This window comes from Spirosoma aureum (genome assembly GCF_011604685.1).
Taxonomy (GTDB): domain Bacteria; phylum Bacteroidota; class Bacteroidia; order Cytophagales; family Spirosomataceae; genus Spirosoma; species Spirosoma aureum.
The window spans coordinates 5,723,076-5,745,876 of record NZ_CP050063.1 but is presented as its reverse complement, the minus strand read 5'-3'; the positions used below and the strand labels follow the sequence as shown (position 1 = coordinate 5,745,876).

Below are 22,801 nucleotides of genomic sequence, written 5' to 3'. Positions count from 1 at the left end.
TACACTGCCTGACTGGTCTTTTGCTGGTCAGGCTTTTTGCTTACCCATCGATATGATCTCGGAAAAAAATCGTCCAGTACCTGCCCATAAAACCGCTGAACCGAATGTGTGGTGGATTGTTGCGCTTACTGCCGGACTCTTATTGCTGATTGGGCTATATGGATTGTTTCGACCCCGGCCGACTCCCCTGCAACGGGTTCAGATGCAATACGTAAGCGACATCGCACTGCTCGATTCGGCGGTACGGAAGCTACAACGGGTTATTGTCGAAAAGCGCCCTGTCGCAGCCTGGAAACAGGCTTTTCTGGAAGCGCGGCTACGCTATAAACGGGTTGAGTTTCTAACTGAATTATACAACCCCGAAACCGCCAAGAGTATCAACGGACCCAACCTCCCTGAGGTAGACGAAGCCGACAAAAGGGTAGAGCAGCCCGAAGGATTACAGGTGCTGGAAGAGTTCGTGTTTCACTATGAGCCAGAACAACATACCGAAGCTGTTGAGCAGGTTGCGTTGTTAGTGTCGAATGTCGGTCGGTTGACTAAAGTGGCTGCTACTAACGAAATGACTGATAGTCACATTTTTGATGCCATGCGGCTGGATGTGTTCCGGCTTATTTCGCTTGGTATTACCGGTTTCGATTCGCCGATTGCGCGCCATTCGTTGCCGGAGGCCGTTCAGGTACTGGAAAGTCTACGGCAGCATTTAAGTTTCTACAAGCTGTCCGACAAAGATGCCAGACTGGCAACTCAACTGGATCATATTTTTGCTGATGCCATTTCCACCTTAAACCGTGGCCCCGATTTTAACCGATTTGACCGGTTGGCGTTTATTACAAATCAAGCTAATGTGCTAAGTGGTTTGTTGCTCGATGCCCAAAGAGCATTGAACATCCCTGTTTTTCAGGAAAGCCGTTTTCTGTCAGCGCAGGCCCGGACACTAACTGATCCTGATGCATTTGACGGCAATTTTTTCGTCAATTCGAACGATGACCGACCTACTGCCGAGCGGGTTGCGCTGGGTAAGTTATTGTTTTATGATCCGATACTGTCGGGTAATTCAAAACGTAGTTGTGCATCGTGCCATCAGCCGGAACGTGCATTTACGGACGGTGAACCAACGAGTTTGGGCATGGCAGGGTCGCGCAGTAAACGAAATGCCCCCACGCTCCTGAATGCGTCGTTGCAGGCCGTGCAGTTTATGGACTCCAGAGTCGTGTTCCTGGAGGATCAGGCCAGCGACGTCATTGCCAATGAGACGGAAATGCACGGTTCACTGCCCGCTGCGGTTCGTGCCCTGCAACAACGCAATGAATACCGCAACCGCTTCATCAACGCCTACAAAGAAGGCGTTACGGAATATACAGTCAAAAACGCCCTTGCCAGCTATATCCGTTCATTAACAAGTCTTGATTCACGGATCGATCGGTTTCTGCGGAACGATGCTGGCCCGAATCAACCGGCCCAACTTACAACAGAAGAAAAGCAGGGTTTCAACCTGTTTATGGGCAAAGGCCAGTGCGCTACCTGCCATTTTTTCCCGCTATTCAACGGAACAGTTCCACCTATGTTCGCCAAAACCGAAAGCGAAGTCTTGGGTACCCCAGCCACTTCGGCTAATGAGCAGCTTGACGCTGATGTAGGTAAATTCAAAACGACGGCTATGGATCTTCAAAAGCATGCCTTCAAAACGCCTACAATTCGGCACGTGGCGAAAACCGCTCCATACATGCACAATGGCGTTTATCAAACCCTCGAACAGGTTGTCGATTTTTATGATCGGGGAGGAGGGAATGGACTGGGTTTCAACCTGCCTAATCAGACCTTACCCGATTCAAAACTGGATCTGACAAAAAAGGAGCAGGCCGCACTGGTCGCATTTATGAAGGCGTTGTGATCCAATACTGACGAATACTAAAAAGTACGTATATTGGAGAGCTAACGTTAGCCCATTCCTTTAAATCAAATGAATCTGATTGAAAGTTTTGTCAAGCAAACCGAGGTTGCCTATGATTGGACGAACAGATTGATTAGTTCAATACCCTATGAAAAATGGGACGATATTCCTGAAGTAATTGAATCATCGGTAAGCTGGCAGGCTGGCCACCTGATTGTTAGCGTTTATTACCATTCAATTATGGTTATTTCTGGTCACCAAATGGATATACTTCAGAAAATTCCGCTAAAAAAATATGATGAACTGTACACCGCTGCACCACCCAAAAATGCAGTTGGGAAAGTAGATCTGAAAGAACTGCAAAGCCAATTGGTGGCAATGCAGAATAAATCAATTGATATAATTAAGTCATTATCTGTCGAAGATCTTGATCTCGAATTAGAGCCTACGCCAATTCCACACCCGATTGCGAGAACCAAATTTGATGCATTGGACTGGAATATAAAGCATACAATGTGGCATTGTGGTCAATTGGGTATTTTAAAGCGAATTCATGGTGAACGGTATGACTTTGGTTTACGAAGAGCGAACTAAAAATCAGACGTTGTGAATGAATTTTTAAACGAACAATGGCTTAATTGTAATCGTTGGCGTGCCCTCGACTGTATTGAAAGTTGGGCGTTGTTGTCTCGATAGTTTTGTTTTAATAGTATAAAAAAGATGAACTATTCAATTAAGGTAATTGACGATATACTAAATGATTTTAAGCCGATTATTGGCGAAGACTATGAAAAATATAGGAACCACGTATATCGTGTTTACTTGAATTGTTTACTAATTGATAACAAAAAAGAAAATAAAGAAAAATATGCAGTTGCTACCGTATTCCATGATATTGGAATCTGGACTAATCATACAATAGATTATCTAGATCCTTCAGTTGAACAGGCCAAAATTTATTTGACAAAAATCCATAAACAGGACTGGATACAAGAAATTTCTTTAATGATTTATTGGCATCATAAAACCACAAAATACCGGGGTGCATTTACTGAAACAGTAGAAAACTTTCGAAAGGCCGATTGGATCGATGTTTCACTGGGGTTGTTAACGTTTGGTTACGATAAGCAAAAAATCGAAGCCAACAGAAAGCAATTGCCGAACTTAGGATTTCATGCTTTTCTCATTCGGGCAACCACAAAAAACTTCTTTCGGCATCCGATGAATCCGCTCCCTATGTTCAGGAAATAAGCAACCAATGAGCTTTACCCGGAATCTAACTTTTTAGTCTGCTACGCTATCAGCCTGTGGCCTGTCTAATCCGGCGCGCATCTGTTCGAGAAACGATTTTATTTTCTGGAGTTTGACAATATGACGGGCATTCTCGCGTCGACGGGCGTCACGCTCTTTCAAAAACTCGCGGGCTCCGGGCAGGGTGAATTTCTGATTGTCAATTAAATCCAGAATTTCTTTCAGGTGATCGATATCAGCTTGTGTGTATACCCGGTCGCCAGATCGGTTTTTCTTGGGCTGGAGCGTCGGAAACTCCTTTTCATAATACCGCAGTTTCGAAGCATTGATCCCAAACATCTCTGCCACTTCCTTAATGCCATAATAAAACTTGCCGGGGCTTTCCATATGACAAACTTGCTGATGTTCGGTTAAACCTGCAAGTTTTGGCGTAATTTTGCGAATCAGTTGTTGGTCAGTAATCGTTAGCCGTTCGTTAGTAGCGTTTTGCGATACTACTGATTGATCGACTGTCGACTAATGACTAACACAATGACTTCCCACGAAATACGTCGGCATTTTCTCGACTTCTTCCGTTCTAAAGAACACCTGATTGTTGCTTCGGCCCCGCTCGTTGCCAAAAACGACCCAACGCTGATGTTCAACAACTCGGGCATGGCTCAGTTTAAAGACTTCTTCCTTGGCAATGGTACGCCCCCGTCGAAACGAGTGGCGGATACCCAAAAATGCCTGCGCGTTTCGGGTAAACACAATGACCTCGAAGATGTTGGTTTCGATACCTATCACCACACCATGTTCGAGATGCTCGGCAACTGGTCGTTTGGGGATTATTTCAAGAAAGAAGCCATTACCTGGGCGTGGGAGCTGCTGACGGAGGTGTATAAATTGCCCAAAGATCGACTTTATGTTTCTGTATTTCAGGGCGATGAGAAAGATAATGTCCCCTTCGATCAGGAAGCGTTTGATCTCTGGCAGCCTATCGTTGGTGAAGATCGGATCATTTATGGCAACAAAAAAGATAATTTCTGGGAAATGGGTGATACCGGTCCATGCGGCCCCTGCTCAGAGATTCACGTCGACCTGCGTTCAGCCGAAGAAATCGCCGAAAAACCGGGTAAGGAACTGGTAAACGCCGATCATCCGCAGGTGGTTGAAATCTGGAACCTCGTGTTTATGCAGTTCAACCGCAAGGCCGACGGTTCGCTGGAGCCGCTGCCCGCCCGCCACGTTGATACAGGCATGGGTTTCGAGCGGTTGTGTATGGCGATTCAGGGTAAAAAATCGAACTACGATACCGACGTTTTTTCGGGAACGATTCGGGTCATCGAAGAACTGTCGGGAAAACAGTACGGTGGCACGATGGACAAATCGGACGTGGCCATGCGCGTCATTGCTGATCACATCCGGGCAGTGTCTTTTGCCATTGCCGATGGACTTGTTCCCTCGAATGCCAAAGCGGGCTACGTAATCCGGCGAATTCTGCGCCGGGCTATTCGGTATGGCTACTCGTATTTGGGAATGAATGAGCCATTTATGACCAAACTTGTGCCGACGCTGGCCATGCAGTTTGCCGACGTGTTCCCCGAACTGAACGCTCAGCGCGATTTCGTGGCAACAGTAATCCGGGAGGAAGAAATTGCCTTCCTTCGTACGCTCGGAACGGGTTTAGGCCGTCTCGATCAGATTATTGGTCAGTTGACAACCGAGGGCAAGTCAGAAATTCCGGGCGAAACGGTCTTTGAACTGAACGATACCTTCGGTTTCCCGGCCGACCTGACGGCCCTGATCGCCCGCGAAAAAGGCCTCACCATCGACGAAGCGGGTTTCCAGAAATCGCTTCAGGAACAAAAAGTACGGTCGAGAAAAGATGCTGTCTCATCGGCTGGTGACTGGATTGAACTGGCCGAAACAGATAAGGTCGAATTTGTGGGATACGATCAGCCTGAAGCCTATGCGCAGCTTGTGAAGTATCGTAAGATCAAGAATAAGCAGGGAACACAGGTGCAGATCGTACTCGATAAAACGCCTTTCTACGCTGAATCAGGCGGACAGATTGGCGATACGGGCGTGCTGGAACTCTTTGCTGGTTCGGATCAGATCGGGACATTGACCGTGCTGGATACGAAGAAAGAAAACGACCTGACCATTCATATCGTTGAGGATGTAACGGGCATTGATGATCTATTGGCCGAAACGGATACGGTGTATGCAGTCATCAACACGGCCCGCCGTGGCCTGACCAGCAGCAATCACTCGGCAACGCACCTGCTCCATTCGGCTTTGCGCGAAGTGTTAGGTCCGCACGTAGCTCAGAAAGGTTCGTATGTTGGCCCTGATGCGCTGCGGTTCGACTTCTCGCACTTTAGCAAAGTGACCGACGAGCAACTGGCTGAAGTGGAACGGATTGTGAATGAGAAAATCCGGGAGGATATTAAACTCGATGAAAAGCGCAACGTGCCGATCGAACAGGCTAAGGGCTTAGGAGCAACCGCCCTGTTCGGTGAAAAATACGGTGATTTCGTTCGCGTCATTACCTTCGATCCCAATTACTCGGTCGAACTCTGTGGGGGCACGCATGTACCGGCAACGGGTCATATTGGTCTGTTCAAATTTACCGGCGAAGGGTCCGTTTCGACGGGTGTTCGTCGGGTAGAGGCCAAAACGTCGGCGGGTGCCGAAGCATTGGTCAACGAGCAAATGGCCGTTGTTTCGGAGTTGAAAGAATTACTGAAAGCGCCGAAAGATGTCGTAAAAGCCGTACAGTCGTTGCTGGAAGAGCGGAGTTCTTTGCAAAAACAGGTCGAAGCCTTACAGAATGAGAAAGTTCAGCAACTGAAAAACCAGCTTCTCGAGAAAGTGGAAACCATAAACGGGCACGCTCGTCTGGTAGAACGGGTGGATGTGCCTTCTGCCGATGCGCTGAAACAACTGGCGTACGATCTGAAAGCAAAGGTTGATAATCTGGCTGTGGTACTCGGCGCTGACATCAACGGGAAACCACAACTGGCTGTTATGCTGCCCGACTCCCTGATTCAGGGCCGTAATCTGAATGCTGGTCAGGTTGTTAAGGAGTTAGCTAAAAATATCAAAGGTGGTGGCGGTGGCCAGCCGTTCTTTGCTACCGCAGGTGGTTCTGATTCGTCGGGTTTGGATGCCGCACTGGCGCAGGGTAAAGAACTGCTGGGGTAGAGAAGCAAAGCGAAAAATTATGGCAACCATACAATTGACGCTTCCTGATCAACAATTGGAGGCTCTGCAGCTTAAAGCTGAATCGGTACACTTGACGGTGGATGAGTTATTGAAACAGACAATTGAATCTTTAGTGCGGCAATCGCCTGTTCCTGAACAGGCGATTGCTTATGTGCTTACGAAAAATAAGGCATTATACGAACGGTTAGCTTGATGAAACGTTTATCCCTTCCTGAGGTATTCCTGTTACATGAACGAATTATTCATCTGTCAGGAGGGAGCTTGGGCATTCGTAATCAGGAAGCGGTTGCATCAGCCCTTATACAGCCTTTTGCCACATTTGATGGAAGTGAGCTATATCCGACTTTGTTTGATAAAGCAGCTCTTACTGGGTATCTGTTGATTTGCAATCATCCGTTTGTGGATGGAAATAAGCGAATTGGCCATGCTGTAATGGAAGTACTCCTGGTGTTGAATGGATATGAAATCGTAGCCAGTATTGATGAACAGGAGAAAATTATCCTACAGGTTGCAGACGGAGCCTTAACGCGGGAGCAATTTACGGATTGGTTAAAAGAACACGTAAAGCTTCTATAGTCAATCATTCATCCTACACACCATGAAAAACCTTCTGCTTGGCTTATCTTTTCTACTTTCAATCTCCAAATTCACGTATGCCCAAAAGCAGAACGTCGATGTACTGATCAAATCCGGTTCGCTGATTGATGTGCGAACGGGCAACATTCTGACAAAGAAACTGATCGCTACCCGTGGGAAAACCATCGTAGGCGTATTCGATGAATCGCAACTGAAGAATTTTCAGGCGAAAACGATTGTCGATGCAACCGGGAAGTTTATCATTCCGGGTCTTTGGGATATGCACGTCCATTTTGGCGGGGGCGATACATTGATTGAGGAGAATAAAAATCTCTTTCCATTGTACATCGCTTACGGAATTACGGGCATACGTGATGCCGCAGCTGATCTGAGCCCGTCCGTTCTAAAATGGCGCGATCAGATTGCAAAAGATGAGCTGGCCGGGCCAACTCTGTTTACATCGGGGCCAAAACTCGAAGGGTACAAATCGAGCTGGGTAGGTGATATTGAAGTCAGCACGAAGCCTGAGGTAGATAAAATGCTCGACTCCCTGCAAGGGCTAAAGGTCGATTTTGTGAAGATTACCGATAATGCCATTAAGCCGGATATCTATCTGTATATTCTTCAGGAAGCCAAAAAGCGCGGCATGAAAACGTCGGGCCACGTACCATTCGCCCTGACAATGGATCAGGTTTCTTCGGCTGGTTTGGGTTCGGTAGAGCATATGAGCTATGTGCTAAAAGCGGGGTCAACGCGCGATAAGGAAGTCGCCGAAAAGGTAATGTCGGGTCAGTTGACAACCCGGTTGGCTTCCCCAATGGTTACGCAGAGTTTTGATGAAGCAACCGCTCTGGCCGTTTACCGACGGATGGCAAAGAATGGTACGTTCGTTGTGCCAACACTCACGATCAGCCGGACAATTGCGTTTCTGGATCAGGATAATCATCAGCAGGATAGCTACTTACAATACATCGGGCAGGGCTTGAAAAACACCTATGCCTGGCGGGTGAGTCGGGTGGCTAAAGATGGTCCCGACGCCATTGCCGAACGGCACGCCCTCTATGAAAAAACCAGTTCACTGCTTCCTCTGTTGCACAAAGCGGGTGTTACGATCATGGCCGGAACCGATGCAGGCTTTTTGAATTCCTATGTTTATCCGGGTGTCGGCCTGCATCACGAACTTGCCTATTTCGTAAAAGCCGGGCTCACACCGCTGCAAGCCCTTCAGTCGGCCATTATTCCAGGGCCTGTTTTCTTGGGAAAAACAGCCACGTTCGGCGCTATTGCTACGGGTAAAAGTGCCGATATCGTGTTGCTCGACAAAAATCCACTAGAGACTATTGAGGCTACCCAGGCCATTCATACGGTTATTTTGCGAGGAACCGTGTATGATCGAAAGGCGTTGGATGGTTTACTGGCCGAAGCGAAGAAGAAAGCCAGCAAGTAACAATGACAGTATCTTCACAACCTATTGGCGTATTTGATTCAGGTTACGGTGGCCTGACCGTTCTGCGCGAAATCGTGCATAAGCTTCCGCAGTACGATTACATCTATCTGGGCGATAACGCCCGGACACCCTACGGCACCCGATCCTTCGATACGGTTTATCACTATACACTCGAATGTGTCAGGCATCTTTTTGACCGGGGTTGCCGACTGGTCGTTCTGGCCTGCAACACAGCTTCGGCCAAAGCTCTGCGCAATATTCAGCAACTTGATTTACCAACACTGGCTCCCGGTCTGGATGGGCCCGGTCTGGACGGGCCCAGCAGGCGTGTATTGGGGGTTATCCGGCCAACAACTGAGGTCATTGGTAATTATTCGCAAACAGGTCATGTTGGTATTCTGGCTACGCGCGGAACCGTGACGTCGGAATCATATCTGGTTGAGATTGACAAGTTTTTTCCGGAGTTACGGGTATTTCAGGAAGCTTGTCCGATGTGGGTGCCGCTGGTTGAGAATGGTGAATATGCCAGTGCCGGAGCCGACTACTTCGTGAAGCAACACATGGATCGCTTAATGGCTCAGTCGTCGACAATTGACACGATTCTACTAGCCTGTACCCATTACCCGCTCTTACTCAATAAGATCCGGCAATATGCACCCGCCAATACCACGGTTTTAAGTCAGGGTGGCATTGTGGCCGATAGTCTGGCCGATTACCTGACTCGCCATCCTGAAATCGAAGCGCAATGCAGCCAGTATGGTCACCGAACGTTCCTGACTACCGACTCAACGGAGGATTTTGACCGTCAGGCTACCGTTTTTTATGGGGAGCCTGTTCGGTCCGAACATTTATCCCTGTAGTGATTAAATACTCCCTTTCACCCCACCGCCCGGTTCAGGAACTGTATGATCGGCTGGAGACCTGCAAATACGTCGAGCGTCTGTTTGGAAAGGCTGGATTTCGTCAATGAATTATCGGACAGAGTATGGCTCGATGTAAAGCTTTTCAACTTAAGGTATTCGATAGCTGGATTATCGGCTGCGTAGCCTTTGGGCGGCCGTTGCAGGGCTTCTCCGCGATTCAAGCCCGTAAAGTATTTTGTGAAGGCCGGTTGCGCAAGAAGGCCTTCAAATTCATCCAGATTGTAGTCAATTTCCTGTCGGATCGTAGCCAGGATGGTTGCATCGGGCATATACAGACCACCAGCAATAAAACTCCGGCCCGGCTCGAGATTGAAGTAATAGCCTGCCGATTCCAGTTTCTTTCCGCCCTTATTGAACCACGCGCCGAAGTTGGTTTTATAGGGCGATTTGTTAGCCGAAAAACGAACATCGCGGTTGATGCGGAAGATACAGCTTTTTGACTGAAGGGGTGTCTCGGAAATAGCCGGATCAATTGTATTTAAGCCGTCTATCAGCGTGGTAACAAATTGAATGAAGTCGCCTTTGGCTGCTTCGTAAGCAGGGCGGTTGGCATCGAACCAGGGTTTGTTGTTGTTGGCTTTCAGGTCGGTCAGAAACGAAAGGGTAGTGGTTTTAAGCATGAGTTTGTCATTGAGTCAATCGGGCAAAACTACGTATTTTAGCCAGATACCAGGCGAAGATTTATGCAGAATCCATTACTCGGGAAGAAGCTTGAAGAGGTTCCCTTTTCCCGCTAAAATTTCGTATCTTTGTCTTTCAATCTGAACAGAAATCAACGCATGGTATCGGTACAAAACGTCTCCCTACGTTATGGGAAGCGAGTGTTATTCGACGACGTCACTATAAAATTTACGTCCGGTAACTGTTATGGTGTAATCGGAGCAAATGGAGCCGGTAAATCAACCTTCCTGAAAATTCTGTCTGGCGAAATCGAACCGCAAACCGGAACCGTGTCGATGACACCCGGCGAACGGATGTCGGTGCTGAACCAGAATCAATCCGCTTACGACGAATTCCCTGTCCTGCAAACCGTTATCATGGGTAATAAACGCCTATATGACATTATGCAGGAGAAAGATATATTGTACGCCAAAGAGGATTTTACGGATGCCGATGGCGAAAGAGCCGCTGAACTCGAATCTGAATTTGCCGAAATGAACGGCTGGGATGCGGAGTCAGATGCCGCTAGCTTGCTGTCGGGTCTGGGCATAAAGGAAGACCTGCACTACGCCCTGATGTCGGATATTAATGGCTCCGAAAAAGTGCGCGTACTGCTAGCTCAGGCCTTATTTGGTAGCCCCGATGTGCTGCTGCTCGATGAGCCGACGAACAACCTCGATGTGGAATCAGTGAGCTGGCTCGAAAACTTCCTGGCTAACTTTAGCAACACTGTCATTGTCGTATCGCACGATCGCCACTTCCTGGATCAGGTCTGCACGCAGATCGTAGACGTGGATTTCAGCAAGGTCAAACTCTTTGCGGGCAACTACTCGTTCTGGTATGAATCGAGTCAACTGGCCCTGAAACAACGCCAGGATCAGAACAAAAAGACCGAAGATAAGCGGAAAGAACTCGAAGAATTTATCCGCCGATTCTCGGCCAATGCCTCGAAGTCGAAGCAGGCAACCAGCCGTGCCAAACTGCTCGAAAAACTCACGATCGAAGATATTCAGCCGTCGTCGCGGAAATATCCATACGTCAATTTCAAGCCTGAACGCGAACCCGGCGACCAGATTCTAACGGTCGAAAACCTGACGTATACGGCCGAAGACGGTACGAAATTGTTTGACAATCTGTCGTTTACGGTCAATAAGCAGGATAAAATATTCCTCTATAGCCGCGACGGACTCGCCGTGTCAGCCCTCCTCGATATTCTGGCGGGCGAACGCAAAGCCGATTCGGGTACCTTCCGCTGGGGCATCACCATTACCATGTCGTATTTCCCGACGGATGCCGAAAAAGAGAAGTTCTTCCAGACAGATTTGAATCTGGTCGACTGGCTGCGGCAATATTCAGTGGAAAAAGACGAAAGCTTTATTCGGGGTTTCTTAGGACGGATGTTATTCTCAGGCGAAGAGTCGTTGAAAAAAGCGACCGTTCTGAGCGGGGGAGAGAAGGTTCGGTGTATGCTGTCGAAAATGATGCTGTCGGGTGCGAACGTTCTGATGCTCGATGAGCCGACCAACCACCTCGATCTCGAATCCATCGAATCACTCAACAATGGGTTGATCGACTTCAAAGGTCCGATTTTATTTACCTCACATGACCACCAGTTTGTGCAGACGATTGCCAGCCGTATCATTGAGATTACACCTGCGGGCATCCTCGACAAGTTGATGACCTACGACGAATACCTCACCGATGATCGCGTGAAGGCCCAACGTGAGGAACTCTACGAAGCAGTAGCATAAGCACTAATAAAGGTAATTCTGAAAACGGGTAATTGGGGCTCTATCCCCAATTACCCGTTTTTGTTTTGCACATCATTCGTCAGAAACCGCGCTACGGCTATTGGCAAATGACTGATTTAGACAATTGCCCGATTTTGCAGTTATACATTAGCAAACTATCATGCACCATTCCTATGCAGTCATTCGATCTTATTGTTATTGGCACTGGGTCTGCCGGAAAAACCGTTGCAGAAACTGTCCGTGAAGCCGGTAAATCTGTTGCTATTATTGATAAATTACCCTTTGGCGGTACCTGCTCGCAGCGCGGATGTGATCCGAAGAAAGTACTGGTGGGCGCGGCAGAAATCGTGGCTCGATCTGCCCAATTGACTGGAAAAGGAATCACCAATACGGCCACTATAAACTGGGCTGACCTGATACAATTCAAAAACACATTTACCGATTCGATTCCCGAAAAGACTGAGAAGAAATTTGCGGATCAGGGTATTCAGCTTTTTCATGGCGCGGCTACATTCCTGTCGGCAACGACAATTCGGGTAGGTGATGAGGAGTTAGCGGCTAACCATATTGTCATTGCCACGGGCCAACGACCGGGTTCACTGAACATTCCGGGCGAAGAGTTTCTCATTGATAGCACCGGGTTTATGGAGCTGGCGGAGTTACCCAAGGAGATCGTTCTGGTGGGCGGGGGTTACATTGCCTTCGAGTTTGCGCATATTGCTGCGCGTGCCGGGGCTAAGGTGACCATCCTTCATCAGGGCAAACAACCACTGGAAGGATTTGATGCTGATTTGGTTGACTTATTGGTCAAAGCTATGCGTGCTATCGGCATTTTTATCGTGCTGGAAGCAAAGGTAACCGCTGTAGAAAAAACGCCAGCTACCTTAATGGTTCATTATGAGCACAGTGGTAAAAGTTATTCGGTAGGGGCCAGGTTGGTCGTTCATGCTGCCGGCAGGGTAGCCGACGTTGCCGAACTAGCCTTAGAAGCTGCCGGTGTTGCGATTGGGAAGAAGGGCGTGATCGTGAATGAATACCTTCAAAGCATATCGAATCCGGCAGTATATGCCTGTGGTGACGTAGCCGACAAAGGACTGCCACTTACGCCATTGGCGTCGTATGAAGGTAGTATTGTAGCGAAGAATATCCTGAATGGCAATCAAAAAACCTATTCAAACGACCCTGTGCCAACAACCGTATTTACGGTACCGCCACTAGCCTCTATCGGCCTGACTGAAGAACAGGCCAGAGAACAGGGGCTTGTGGTAAATGTCCTGTTTCAGGAAACAGCCGATTGGTATGTAAGCCGACGAATCAATGAGCCGATTACGGGCTTTAAAACGTTAGTTGATGCCGAAACGGATCAGATCGTAGGGGCACATTTGCTGGGTTCTGGGAGTGATGACGTAATCAACCTGTTTGCGATGGCTATGAAGCACCAGATTCCGGCTAAAGCATTAGGGGCTATGCTGTTTGCTTACCCGACTCATGGGTCAGACCTAAATTCCATGCTGCCCTTATGAATCTACAAGCCGAAGCTTTGTTTGGATATGCTGCACTAGTTTGCTCTCAAGTTCTGCTTCCATAGAATAGAACTGTTGATCAAGTTCTTGAGATAAAGCATCATATTCACCTTCAGGCCAGTTATCTATTACCTCATTTCGTTCATCTATGTCTGTTGAAGGCTGGCCATCCGGGAACAGGCTATTCATCTGCATGAGCAAGGCTGCAATAGCCGGGAAACCAAGTGAATACAGGTCCTCGATCGTCTGTTTATTATAGTCTGCACCGGAGTTATAATAGTGGCTGATCAGACCACCATTGTCAACATCCCCAATTAATGCTTCAATGTTGAACCAGATTCGTTCGTCTGGTGAAAGTGAGAGGTAATTGGTAAAGGCCTTATCGACCAGTTTTCCCCAATCATCCTGAAAGTCAATTAAGGTTTGGTCCTGTTTTTTCATACCAGTTGAGGCATGGAGTTTAAATGAGAGAAATTAATTGAATAATTTGTGATCAGGAAAGCAGCCGGTACAGCATTTCGATGCCAATACCGGCAGTAAATAAGCGTTCTTTCCGGTTCTGGAGTAATTGCTGAGTCCAGTCAACGAAACCGCCATCACCGATGTCGATGGATTGTCCATTGTGTTCAATCACAATTTTACATTGGAGCCCCTTGTAGTAATTATTTTCGCCGACAACATTCTCTGGAATCTCGATATGAACGTCGGCCTGTTGTTCACGTACATAGTCGACCAGTTTAGTCACGAAGGCAACCGGGTCGGCGTAACCTTTGCGTGGATAGCACCGAAACGTCAGCTTATCGATGTGTAAAGTTTCGCGGAAAAGCGCCTTCATCAGGGCTACATGCTCGGCTAATGCTTCTTTTTCGAACTGATGACCACCTGAATCGCGGCCTGCCAAAACGAAACAGGCAATTTTAAAATGCGACCGCATTCCCGGTATATCGGGCAACGTAGGGGTCCGAAGGTGGCGATGTACTGTACTGAACCGCAGCTTTTCCGGGGCCAAAAGAGCCGACTTGCGAGTGGTCAGCCGGGTATCCGCAACGTGTAATGCGAGTGCGTTGGTCGCATCGGCCACGACCTCCGTTTGCCGGGTAGCCGACAGTACTTTTTTCTGACCAGTAGTAGAAATGACGGAGCAACTTCCTAACGGAGCTACCGGCGCTAACTCCACGGGTGAGAAACCAAACTGGTTAAAAACGGCAAATGCCTGGCTTTCCAGCGAATGGAGGCCAACGACGTCGATATCGGCGGGTTTGACAAACCGATTGCTCTGGTAGGCCCGTAACAGATCAGCCGGTGATAGCTGTTGTGCTTTGCGGTCAAATACAGCCAACAGTAAGGAGGTCAGCTCTGAACTGGTGAGTTCGTTTGCCAGCACGTCGATCAGGTCTGGACGACCAATTCGTTCTGCTATTTTTTGAGCAATCATACGTCCGCTGGATTTACAGAATCGGGGAGTGGCTTACCAGACAGCCGGTTTACCCTACAAACCCAATTTTTAGATGCGTTCCATCGCAATACGGTTTGTTACTACTGGCACCACAACGGCAAAAAGCTGTGACTTTGTTCTTTTGCGTTTCGTAACCGTTGGCGTCTTTCACCCGAAGATTACCGTAAACCAATAACGGACCATTGGGCAATGGTTCTACCAGACTTTCTGCCTGTATCGCTTCAGGCTCGATCGGATTGTCATTGCGGAAATAACTCAATGCTTTTGATGGACAGCGGTCAACCTGCTCGATAATGCGTTGGGTACCGGCTCCTTCGATGTTGACCCAGGGACGTGCACGAGGATTGAATACCTCCGCCAGTTGTGTCCAGCAGAGTTTTGAATGAATGCAAACCGCAGGTTTCCAGACTACGGTAATCTCGCCGTTGCTATAGGTTTTTGTAATTTCCGGGCTTTCGCTCATAGTCGTTATGAATTAGGCTCTTCAGTCAATAACTCAACGCTGGTAGATGGTGGATGATTTGGGCTTAAATCGTCGACGAGCGTTGTCTCAAAGTCAATAGGATCTCCCAGCGCCCGATGGATAGGGCATCGATCCGCTAATTCGAGCAGTCGGACGCGCTGTTCCTGACTCAGGTCACCGTTTAAATTCAGCTTCATCGAAAATAAAGATCGCTTTCCTACTGGATCATACGTGTAACTGACGTGAGCGACAATCGAATCGACGGGCCAGCCTTTACGGTCAGCATACATGCGTAGAGTTATGACCGTACAGGAAGCCAGCGATCCTGCCAGTAATTCTCCCGGCCTCATACCCCGATCCTGACCACCCGCTTCGTGGGGTTCGTCGACAACAATAACTTGCGAACTGGTCGAGAGGTGAGTCTCATAGGGCGACCGTTCGATTCGGGCAGTGATGGTGGCCATGCTACGGTTATGGTTTACGGTTGTTAGTTCATGGGATTCGGTTTGTCATTATTGGGCGTGGCGTGGCACTTTCCGGGCGTTAACCAATCCTGCGAACAACGAACCGAATCCTTTCTCTTATTCTTTTCCCCATTCGGCCGGGTTTTCACGCCAGGTCGAGAGAGAATCCAGCGCATCAACCGGAATGTAGTCGAGCGCCTGTGCTTCAGTCAACAAACTAGAATAATCACTCAGGCAAACTAACGGGACATTTTTATTGGCAAAATTCTGGGCGGCCAACGGGAAACCATAGGTAAAAATGGCCGCCATACCCAGTACATCAGCCCCGGCTGCACGAAGTGCATCGACCACTTTAAGCGAACTGCCGCCCGTTGAAATCAGATCTTCGATCACCACAACACGCTGTCCGGCTTCTAGTCGCCCTTCAATCTGTTTGCCCATACCATGTGCTTTAGGCTCGGGCCGGACGTAACAATAGGGAAGGTTTAAAACATCGGCAACGAGAACGCCTTGTGGAATGCCCGCCGTAGCAACGCCTGCAATCACGTCTACAGTTGGAAACTCCTGACGGATGCGATCGGCCAGCGCATTTTTAATGAATGTACGGACTTCCGGATAAGCCAGTGTAACGCGGTTGTCGCAATAAATGGGTGATTTCCAGCCCGAACTCCAGGTAAAAGGCGAGCCAGGTTGTAAACGAACAGCCTCCACTGTGAGTAAGTGGCGGGCGACGGTTTGTTGGATTGATAATGAGTTCACGAGTAACAAAAAAAGTAGCAGGTTCAAAAGTAGGAAAATGAACGCATACCTCTTCCTTAGTTTTCCTGAGCCAGTCGAAAATTTTCCTGGATTTTCCTGAAATAGACCTTATCCAGAGCATGCGGTAACTGAACTTTATAACCGTATACTCTTATCCCGTAAGGTTCGCCATCATCAGCAAACTGCCTCAGGAAAACGAATGAAACCCTGAACGGACAATAAGTTGAGACCATCAGCAAGAAGCCCGTTTCATGGAAGTTTACGCATCCTATTTAGTGTTTTTTTGCCTGATCGTAGACTTCCCATGAACAGGTTTCCAGAAACATTCGGCCGTCGAGAAGTTTCGTAGTTGAGCCGTCGGAAATTAAAAGCGTAGCTGGCCCTTCAACCGTTCCCCAGACCTGATTGGGGTCAGAAGAGGGGAAACAAATTAATGTTTTAGACGAAGATCCCGAAAGCTTGAGCTGAAACGCCAGTTTTTCATGACGAAAATTAATTTCTCCACCAGTCAGCAGTTTAGCGTGATCGGGGCTACTGAACGTTCGGTTCTGTAACGTATATTGCTGACTGACAGGGTGAAAACCAGACCGTATAATCTCGTCGCCCCGTTGAAGGTAAATGTAACTGCCTGGGGTGCCGAAAATATTCCACCCATTGCCGGCGAAATGATACCAGGTCCAGCTGGCTGCCTGACGCTCCGGAGTATCGTTCAGGCGGCCTTGTTCATGATAGGCCTGACCTTCGATTTTGGCCTGATAGTCATCCCACGAAATCGATCCTGACACCCTGCTGCTCGGAATTTGAGAAACATAACTAAAGCTTGGTGCTCCAAGGTGTACACCGCTAAGAACGGTTTGCAGGACACCCGGCATCACACCCGTTGGATAAGCGGCAAATGGGGGCTGGGTTGGCCTGATGTCAAAAACACCCGTTACTTCGGGGAAATTTACGTTAATCAGGTAGTGGTTATCAGTACTGGAACCAGCGTGTTGAATGAGTAAGCGGCCAGGAATTTCGATACGATCGGCAGCCGTTTTTAGCTCCGACTGGGGCATGATGCTTGTGAATCGTTTAACAACACCATGTCGGGTTTTGAGCGATATGGTAAAAACGGCTTTCTTATCTTTCGTGGCTGCTGGTTGCCACCAATGTTGCGGTATAAAAGTCAATACCATCGAACTGCCGTCCTGAAGAAAAAAGTCAAAATACCACCATTGTAACTGAACTTTGGGTCGGAGAAAGTTATCAACCTGTAGCTGATGGAATCGATCGGTGTTCTGCCAGTTCTGATAGGTGAGGAATTTGCTGATAAGACCACTGGGAAGTAGTTGCGGCAATAAGCGCTTCGTTAATGGCTCATTGGGTAAACTGAAATGGCCGTCTTTTCGGGCTTGAAAACGCTCAACTTTCTTAACGAATCTACGGGGAAGTTCTCCATAATAACGGGGCAAAGACGCTTCGTGTCCAGCCAGTTCGTCCCACTTCAACTGCGGATCTGCCGAGGATAAATTAATTTTAAGTAAGAGCAAGTCCTTCTGCCCCTGAAATAAGGCCTGGGCGGTAAGAATTACCTGTTCAGGCGTCAGGAGTGAAATAAAGCCGTCTCTTGAAAGGGACGGGGGAGCGAAACGGGTTTTATTCGTGTAAGCAAGCCAATCGGCCTGCTTTACAATATAAAAAAGTGTTTCTGAGGCCAGGGCATTACTAACCGACAATGCTGTTGCCAGACCTAACAGGAAGAGCCAGGTAACTCTATTTTTCTTACGCATCCGCTCCACCACAGACAATAATTCGTTGCTGGTTTTACGTCTAATGTAGGTTTGTTTATTCGTAAAATCTATAGCAGGCCGGCAAATTGGCGTTTTGGGGAGAAATTTCGAAGGCTTTTCGAGACGCCTTTATCCACCTTATCTTTAGTGACTAAAATGCGCCACTATCCTGAAAACCAGCTTAGCCACTATTCTGGAACAGTACCTGAAAGCTGGCCACTGGTTTACTTGGTGAGTCCCTTTACCAGTCCCATACTTTATAGCTTATTATTAAATAGATAAATAGTTTAATTATAATAATAATAAAAATTAAAAATATGTTTTCAGGTAATAGTCAATATTATATTCTATAAATTAGGATTCAAATGGAATTTATTGGAATTGGCCTTACCTGCTTCAAATCGGAAGCTAAACACTCTTTTGCTTAACTTATAGGAGAAACAAACAGTGAATCGTCGCGACTTTAATCAACTCATGGCCGTAGGGGCTGCCGGGATTTTACTGCCCACCCTGCCCGCCTATTCCCGAACTGTTACCGCTGAAGAACTAATGGAACCGGGCCTGGATGTTTCCATTAAAAAACGGCTGGCCGATGCTGCTTTGAATGCCGCTACGGCCAAAGGAGCCACCTATGCTGATGTTCGGATTGGGCGTTACCTGAACCAGTACGTCATGACGCGGGAAGACAAAGTGCAGAATATCATCAACACGGAGTCCTTTGGAGTAGGTGTACGCGTTATTGCGAACGGTTGCTGGGGGTTTGCGGCTATTGGCGATACCCAAAGCGAAGAAGCAGTAGCCAGAACGGCCGAGAAAGCTGTCGCTTTTGCTAAAGCCCATGCCAAGCTACTTAAAAAACCAGTACAGCTGGCCCCTCAGAAAGGCTTTGGCGAAGTATCCTGGAAGACACCCGTTCAGAAAAACTCATTTGAGATCCCGGTCAAAGAAAAAACGGATCTACTGCTATCGGTCAATGGCGCAGCACTGGCCAACGGTGCTGATTTTGTTAATTCGGTGCTGTTTATGATCAATGAACAGAAATATTTCGCGTCGACCGACGGCTCGTATATTGATCAGGATGTTCACCGGATCTGGCCAAATTTCACGGTTACCGCCGTTGATAAAGCGAGTGGTCTGATGGCGACCCGGGATTCGCTGAGTGCGCCAATGGGCCGAAGCTACGACTACCTTCAATCCGCTCCTGCCGACCGCCTTACCGGGGTCACTACGCGTTACAACAAAGGCTACGACATGCTCGAAGACGCGACGGCAGCCGCCAAACAGGCCCGTCTGAAATTGAAGGCCAAGACCGTAGAAGCTGGTAAATACGATCTGGTACTGGATCCATCGCATACCTATCTAACTATTCATGAGTCGGTTGGGCACGCTACAGAACTGGATCGTGTATTGGGTTATGAAGCCAACCTGGCCGGTACGTCGTTTGCAACGATCGACAAGTGGCAATCGAAGAATTTTAACTATGGTAGCAAAGAGGTCAACTTCTTTGCCGACAAAACACAACCCGGCTCGCTGGGCGATGTAGGTTGGGATGACGAAGGCGTGAAAACCAAGCAGTGGGATATTATTAAAGATGGTATTCTGGTCAATTATCAGGCCATCCGTGATCAGGTGCATATGTTAGGCGAAACGGAGTCGCAGGGCTGTTGCTATGCCGATAGCTGGAGTACCGTTCAGTTCCAGCGAATGGCGAATATTTCGTTAGCGCCTGGAAAAGAGCGGCTCACCGTCGATGAGATGATCAAGGATGTCAAGAAAGGAATCTACATCATTGGTGATGGGTCGTATTCAATTGATCAGCAACGGTATAATTTTCAATTTGGAGGCCAGTTGTTCTATGAAATCAAGGATGGGCAAATTGCCGGTATGCTTCGTGATGTTGCGTATCAATCCAATACGCAGGAATTCTGGAACTCATGCGTAAAAGTCTGTGATGAGCGGGACTTTCGTCTGGGTGGAACATTCTTCGATGGCAAAGGGCAGCCTGCACAAATCAATTCGGTTTCGCACGGCAGTTCGACGGCCCGCTTCAACGGAGTAAACGTGCTCAATACCTCCCGGAAAATCTAAACCTCAACGCCATGGCTATTATATCCCAAGAAGAAGCAAAGAAAATCCTCGATAAGGTTTTATCCTTTTCCAAAGCCGATGAAATGAGTGCCAGTCTGAACGGAGGCCGGACCAGTAACATCCGGTATGCGCTCAACAGCGTTTCCTCCGGGGGCGAAGCTGATAATATGTCCCTATTGATCAGTGCTGGTATCGGAAAACGATTAGGTTCGGCTACGGTTAATGAGTTTAGTGATCAGGCAATTGAACGAACCGTTCGGCGAGCCGAAGAAATTGCCCGGCTGGCTCCTGAAAATCCGGAATACATGCCCATGATCGGGCCACAGAAGTATCTGGAGACGCCAATGTATTCTGAAAATACAGCCAGAATGGATTCGGAATATCGGGCTCAGGTTGCGTTCGATAGTGTGGAAGCGTGTATCGAAAAGAACTTAAGTGCTGCTGGCTTTTTACAGGATTCAACTGGTTTTTCGGCGATTGCCAACAGCAGGGGCCTGTTTGGTTATAATAAAGCAACCTCGGTCGATTTCTCGGTTACCGTTCGAACGGCCGATGCCAGAGGTTCGGGCTATGTGACCCGCGACTTTAATGATATAGCGAAACTGAATGCCGCGCAGACCACCCAGATTGCGATGCAAAAAGCCATGGCTTCTACCAGTGCCCGAGCCATAGAGCCCGGTAAATATACGGTCATTCTGGAGCCAACGGCCATGAGTACTTTATTGCAGAGCATGATGTCGGGTATGGACACTCGCCTGGCCGATGAAGGAAGAAGTTTTCTGAGTAAAAAAGGAGGGGGAACCCGACTCGGAGAAAAGCTTATTGACGAGCGAGTTACGATCTATTCCGATCCGACGAATCCCGAAGCGCCAAGTGAACCGTTTTCTGGCGATGGGCGGAGAGGGTTCGCAGCGATCAATTTTCTCGGAGGAGGGGGTGTTGGTGATGGTCGGCCGCAGGAAAAAATAACCTGGTTTGAGAAAGGGGTTGTTAAAAACATGAGTTATTCCCGCTTTTGGGCCGATAAAAAAGGCGTGAAAGCCACTCCGCCCGCTGCGGGATTTATCATGCAGGGTGGCAATCAGTCGCTGGCCGATATGATCAAAAGTACCGAAAGGGGTATTCTGGTAACCCGCCTTTGGTATGTTCGGATGGTTGATCCGAAAACGTTATTACAAACAGGATTAACCCGTGACGGAACGTTCTATATTGAAAATGGGCAGATCAAGTTTCCGGTCAAAAATTTCCGTTTTAACGAAAGCGCAGTTATTGTACTGAACAACATAGAAGCTCTGGGTACGCCGGTTCGGATGAATGGCAACCTGATACCACCCGTAAAAGCCAGGGATTTTACGTTTACCAGCCTGTCGGATGCCATCTAGATTTGTTCGGAACGATGCTGAATGAGATTCAATGTTGAGTCGATCACTTCTTTTTCGCAGAGCGAGTACCGGCAGCCTTGTCGGAAGCTAAATTATTGGTGAAAAAAGGGAGCATCTTTTGCTCAATTCGATCGGCAATGTGGTTGATATGGTCTCCTTCATATTCTTCATACGTATGGGCAATGCCATAGCTGGTTAATACGCCGTCTAACAGTTTGTTATTGGCGGCTATACTGGCATCTTTATTACCTGCATCGAAAGCGATTGCTTTTAACTGCCTGATGTTGGAGATATACTGATCGATCGTTACCAGGGGTGCATTGGCAGCCCATTTTGCCATAACCAGAGGCTGGGGCTGTCCATCTTTCAGGGGCAGCTCCAGATGAAATTCTCCCTGGCTGGTACTTGGCGACCAGGCCGCAGCTGATGCAAAAGCGGCTTTTGTTCCAAAATCAGCCTTTTCCAGATCTTGTTGCGTTTTAATACCTTCCATTTTGGCCGCTTGCTGAGGATTTGGTGTAGCCGTCAGGTTGGGTAGCATACAACACGGACTAAGCAGATACAGACTCGAAAAAATCTCAGGATGTTTCTCACCGATTCGGATGGTACCATAACCGCCCATCGAATGCCCGGCTAAACCGCGGCTGGTCGCTCGTGGAATGGTTCGGTAATGATTGTCGACGTAGGCTACAAGCTCTTTGGCCACGTAATCCTCCCAATTGCCGATCGTAACCGAGTTCGAATACATACTCCCGAAATAGCGGTTATAAGCGTTTGGCGTTACAACGATAAACTCAGCTGATTTTCCCTCAGATACGGCTTTATCGATAGTAGATGGCAGGTTGATCCAATGCTTGGTAAAGCCATACCATTTGTCGTCGCTGTCGGTGAACCCGTGCAGAAAATAAATCACCGGGTAATGACGATTCCTGTCGGTCTGGTAGCTGGGCGGTAAGTAAATTGAGACGTCCCGTTCCGGTGAATCGCCAGCCAGATTTCCTTCCAGCCCTTTGCCATGCACTTTAATGCGCTCGACCTTACCCACCTTCGTGGAGTTAGTCTGACCTGATACCGAGAGTGGTCCTGCCAGAGAACAAAGAGCTAGTAACGCAAAAGCCCGATATAAACAGGCGAAGGGAGGAGTACATCGATTCATGGCATTAGAAGCAGGAAAACGAGTTGCTT

General features: G+C 48.1%; 21 protein-coding genes. 12 read left to right on the top strand and 9 right to left on the bottom strand.

Going from position 1 to position 22,801, the window contains the following annotated elements:
- The first annotated feature begins 52 nt into the window (after positions 1-52).
- From G8759_RS22825 to G8759_RS22815, 3 genes are all read left to right on the top strand, one after another.
- Complete coding sequence (locus tag G8759_RS22825) at positions 53-1,894, top strand: cytochrome c peroxidase (RefSeq protein ID WP_167212989.1); 1,842 nt, start codon at positions 53-55, stop codon at positions 1,892-1,894.
- Positions 1,895-1,963: 69 nt separating this feature from the next.
- Positions 1,964-2,488, top strand: a complete 525-nt coding sequence (locus tag G8759_RS22820; RefSeq protein ID WP_167212986.1) for a DinB family protein — start codon at positions 1,964-1,966, stop codon at positions 2,486-2,488.
- Positions 2,489-2,614: 126 nt separating this feature from the next.
- Complete coding sequence (locus tag G8759_RS22815) at positions 2,615-3,145, top strand: HD domain-containing protein (protein WP_167212983.1); 531 nt, start codon at positions 2,615-2,617, stop codon at positions 3,143-3,145.
- Positions 3,146-3,178: 33 nt separating this feature from the next.
- Here G8759_RS22815 and G8759_RS22810 read toward each other — a convergent pair whose 3' ends face one another.
- Positions 3,179-3,532 (bottom strand): MerR family transcriptional regulator, encoded by a 354-nt coding sequence (locus G8759_RS22810; RefSeq protein ID WP_167212980.1) that lies wholly within the window; start codon positions 3,530-3,532, stop codon positions 3,179-3,181.
- 144 nt (positions 3,533-3,676) lie between these two features.
- Here G8759_RS22810 and alaS point away from each other — a divergent pair, with 144 nt between their 5' ends.
- From alaS to G8759_RS22785, 5 genes are read left to right on the top strand one after another with little or no spacing between them, the layout of a single operon-like run.
- Positions 3,677-6,334 (top strand): alanine--tRNA ligase, encoded by a 2,658-nt coding sequence (gene alaS / locus G8759_RS22805; protein WP_167212977.1) that lies wholly within the window; start codon positions 3,677-3,679, stop codon positions 6,332-6,334.
- A 19-nt stretch (positions 6,335-6,353) separates the two neighbouring features.
- Complete coding sequence (locus G8759_RS22800) at positions 6,354-6,548, top strand: DNA-binding protein (RefSeq protein WP_167212973.1); 195 nt, start codon at positions 6,354-6,356, stop codon at positions 6,546-6,548.
- Positions 6,548-6,931 carry a type II toxin-antitoxin system death-on-curing family toxin gene (locus G8759_RS22795; RefSeq protein WP_167212970.1) on the top strand — a complete coding sequence of 128 codons (384 nt, stop codon included), beginning with the start codon at positions 6,548-6,550 and terminating at the stop codon, positions 6,929-6,931. The genes G8759_RS22800 and G8759_RS22795 overlap by 1 nt, the downstream gene beginning before the upstream one ends.
- Positions 6,932-6,953: 22 nt before the next feature.
- Positions 6,954-8,378 (top strand): amidohydrolase family protein, encoded by a 1,425-nt coding sequence (locus G8759_RS22790; protein WP_167212966.1) that lies wholly within the window; start codon positions 6,954-6,956, stop codon positions 8,376-8,378.
- A 2-nt stretch (positions 8,379-8,380) separates the two neighbouring features.
- Positions 8,381-9,238: a glutamate racemase gene (locus tag G8759_RS22785; protein WP_167212963.1), complete on the top strand. Its 858-nt coding sequence runs from the start codon at positions 8,381-8,383 to the stop codon at positions 9,236-9,238.
- A gap of 17 nt (positions 9,239-9,255) precedes the next feature.
- On the opposite strand, the gene G8759_RS22780 is transcribed toward G8759_RS22785, so the two are convergent.
- Positions 9,256-9,921, bottom strand: coding sequence for a DUF2461 domain-containing protein (locus tag G8759_RS22780; RefSeq protein WP_167212960.1), 666 nt, complete (start codon positions 9,919-9,921; stop codon positions 9,256-9,258).
- 159 nt (positions 9,922-10,080) lie between these two features.
- Here G8759_RS22780 and G8759_RS22775 point away from each other — a divergent pair, with 159 nt between their 5' ends.
- Both G8759_RS22775 and G8759_RS22770 read left to right on the top strand, forming a co-directional pair.
- Positions 10,081-11,712 (top strand): ABC-F family ATP-binding cassette domain-containing protein, encoded by a 1,632-nt coding sequence (locus G8759_RS22775; protein WP_167212952.1) that lies wholly within the window; start codon positions 10,081-10,083, stop codon positions 11,710-11,712.
- A gap of 173 nt (positions 11,713-11,885) precedes the next feature.
- Positions 11,886-13,235, top strand: coding sequence for a dihydrolipoyl dehydrogenase family protein (locus G8759_RS22770; RefSeq protein ID WP_167212947.1), 1,350 nt, complete (start codon positions 11,886-11,888; stop codon positions 13,233-13,235).
- On the opposite strand, the gene G8759_RS22765 is transcribed toward G8759_RS22770, so the two are convergent.
- From G8759_RS22765 to G8759_RS22740, 6 genes are all read right to left on the bottom strand, one after another.
- Positions 13,230-13,676 carry a DMP19 family protein gene (locus G8759_RS22765; protein WP_167212942.1) on the bottom strand — a complete coding sequence of 149 codons (447 nt, stop codon included), beginning with the start codon at positions 13,674-13,676 and terminating at the stop codon, positions 13,230-13,232. The genes G8759_RS22770 and G8759_RS22765 overlap by 6 nt on opposite strands.
- Positions 13,677-13,728: 52 nt before the next feature.
- A complete protein-coding gene (locus G8759_RS22760) occupies positions 13,729-14,670 on the bottom strand; it encodes a hypothetical protein (RefSeq protein WP_167212934.1) in 942 nt (313 codons plus the stop codon).
- Between the two features lie 49 nt (positions 14,671-14,719).
- Positions 14,720-15,154 carry a (4Fe-4S)-binding protein gene (locus tag G8759_RS22755; RefSeq protein WP_167212926.1) on the bottom strand — a complete coding sequence of 145 codons (435 nt, stop codon included), beginning with the start codon at positions 15,152-15,154 and terminating at the stop codon, positions 14,720-14,722.
- Positions 15,155-15,159: 5 nt separating this feature from the next.
- Complete coding sequence (locus G8759_RS22750) at positions 15,160-15,618, bottom strand: OsmC family protein (RefSeq protein ID WP_162390395.1); 459 nt, start codon at positions 15,616-15,618, stop codon at positions 15,160-15,162.
- A 117-nt stretch (positions 15,619-15,735) separates the two neighbouring features.
- Positions 15,736-16,377 (bottom strand): orotate phosphoribosyltransferase, encoded by a 642-nt coding sequence (gene pyrE / locus G8759_RS22745; RefSeq protein ID WP_167212923.1) that lies wholly within the window; start codon positions 16,375-16,377, stop codon positions 15,736-15,738.
- A 272-nt stretch (positions 16,378-16,649) separates the two neighbouring features.
- On the bottom strand, positions 16,650-18,146 hold the full coding sequence (locus G8759_RS22740; protein ID WP_167212920.1) for a DUF952 domain-containing protein: 1,497 nt from the start codon (positions 18,144-18,146) through the stop codon (positions 16,650-16,652).
- A 447-nt stretch (positions 18,147-18,593) separates the two neighbouring features.
- Here G8759_RS22740 and G8759_RS22735 point away from each other — a divergent pair, with 447 nt between their 5' ends.
- Together G8759_RS22735 and G8759_RS22730 are read left to right on the top strand one after the other, a co-directional pair.
- Entirely contained in the window at positions 18,594-20,234 is a 1,641-nt protein-coding gene (locus G8759_RS22735) for a TldD/PmbA family protein (RefSeq protein WP_167212914.1), read from the top strand.
- Positions 20,235-20,245: 11 nt separating this feature from the next.
- Positions 20,246-21,616, top strand: coding sequence for a TldD/PmbA family protein (locus G8759_RS22730; RefSeq protein ID WP_167212912.1), 1,371 nt, complete (start codon positions 20,246-20,248; stop codon positions 21,614-21,616).
- A gap of 43 nt (positions 21,617-21,659) precedes the next feature.
- On the opposite strand, the gene G8759_RS22725 is transcribed toward G8759_RS22730, so the two are convergent.
- Positions 21,660-22,772 (bottom strand): alpha/beta hydrolase, encoded by a 1,113-nt coding sequence (locus tag G8759_RS22725; RefSeq protein WP_167212909.1) that lies wholly within the window; start codon positions 22,770-22,772, stop codon positions 21,660-21,662.
- Positions 22,773-22,801: the final 29 nt, after the last annotated feature.

Excerpts from the sequence above, each read along its gene's own strand:
- alaS (WP_167212977.1), top strand. The coding sequence starts at position 3,677 with ATGACTTCCCACGAAATACGTCGGCATTTTCTCGACTTCTTCCGTTCT.
- G8759_RS22730 (WP_167212912.1), top strand. The coding sequence starts at position 20,246 with ATGGCTATTATATCCCAAGAAGAAGCAAAGAAAATCCTCGATAAGGTT.
- G8759_RS22790 (WP_167212966.1), top strand. The coding sequence starts at position 6,954 with ATGAAAAACCTTCTGCTTGGCTTATCTTTTCTACTTTCAATCTCCAAA.
- G8759_RS22795 (WP_167212970.1), top strand. The coding sequence starts at position 6,548 with ATGAAACGTTTATCCCTTCCTGAGGTATTCCTGTTACATGAACGAATT.
- G8759_RS22825 (WP_167212989.1), top strand. The coding sequence starts at position 53 with ATGATCTCGGAAAAAAATCGTCCAGTACCTGCCCATAAAACCGCTGAA.
- G8759_RS22775 (WP_167212952.1), top strand. The coding sequence starts at position 10,081 with ATGGTATCGGTACAAAACGTCTCCCTACGTTATGGGAAGCGAGTGTTA.
- G8759_RS22750 (WP_162390395.1), bottom strand. The coding sequence starts at position 15,618 with ATGGCCACCATCACTGCCCGAATCGAACGGTCGCCCTATGAGACTCAC.
- G8759_RS22755 (WP_167212926.1), bottom strand. The coding sequence starts at position 15,154 with ATGAGCGAAAGCCCGGAAATTACAAAAACCTATAGCAACGGCGAGATT.
- G8759_RS22725 (WP_167212909.1), bottom strand. The coding sequence starts at position 22,772 with ATGAATCGATGTACTCCTCCCTTCGCCTGTTTATATCGGGCTTTTGCG.
- G8759_RS22785 (WP_167212963.1), top strand. The coding sequence starts at position 8,381 with ATGACAGTATCTTCACAACCTATTGGCGTATTTGATTCAGGTTACGGT.
- G8759_RS22800 (WP_167212973.1), top strand. The coding sequence starts at position 6,354 with ATGGCAACCATACAATTGACGCTTCCTGATCAACAATTGGAGGCTCTG.
- G8759_RS22815 (WP_167212983.1), top strand. The coding sequence starts at position 2,615 with ATGAACTATTCAATTAAGGTAATTGACGATATACTAAATGATTTTAAG.
- G8759_RS22770 (WP_167212947.1), top strand. The coding sequence starts at position 11,886 with ATGCAGTCATTCGATCTTATTGTTATTGGCACTGGGTCTGCCGGAAAA.
- G8759_RS22810 (WP_167212980.1), bottom strand. The coding sequence starts at position 3,532 with ATGGAAAGCCCCGGCAAGTTTTATTATGGCATTAAGGAAGTGGCAGAG.
- G8759_RS22780 (WP_167212960.1), bottom strand. The coding sequence starts at position 9,921 with ATGCTTAAAACCACTACCCTTTCGTTTCTGACCGACCTGAAAGCCAAC.
- G8759_RS22740 (WP_167212920.1), bottom strand. The coding sequence starts at position 18,146 with ATGCGTAAGAAAAATAGAGTTACCTGGCTCTTCCTGTTAGGTCTGGCA.
- G8759_RS22760 (WP_167212934.1), bottom strand. The coding sequence starts at position 14,670 with ATGATTGCTCAAAAAATAGCAGAACGAATTGGTCGTCCAGACCTGATC.
- G8759_RS22820 (WP_167212986.1), top strand. The coding sequence starts at position 1,964 with ATGAATCTGATTGAAAGTTTTGTCAAGCAAACCGAGGTTGCCTATGAT.
- G8759_RS22765 (WP_167212942.1), bottom strand. The coding sequence starts at position 13,676 with ATGAAAAAACAGGACCAAACCTTAATTGACTTTCAGGATGATTGGGGA.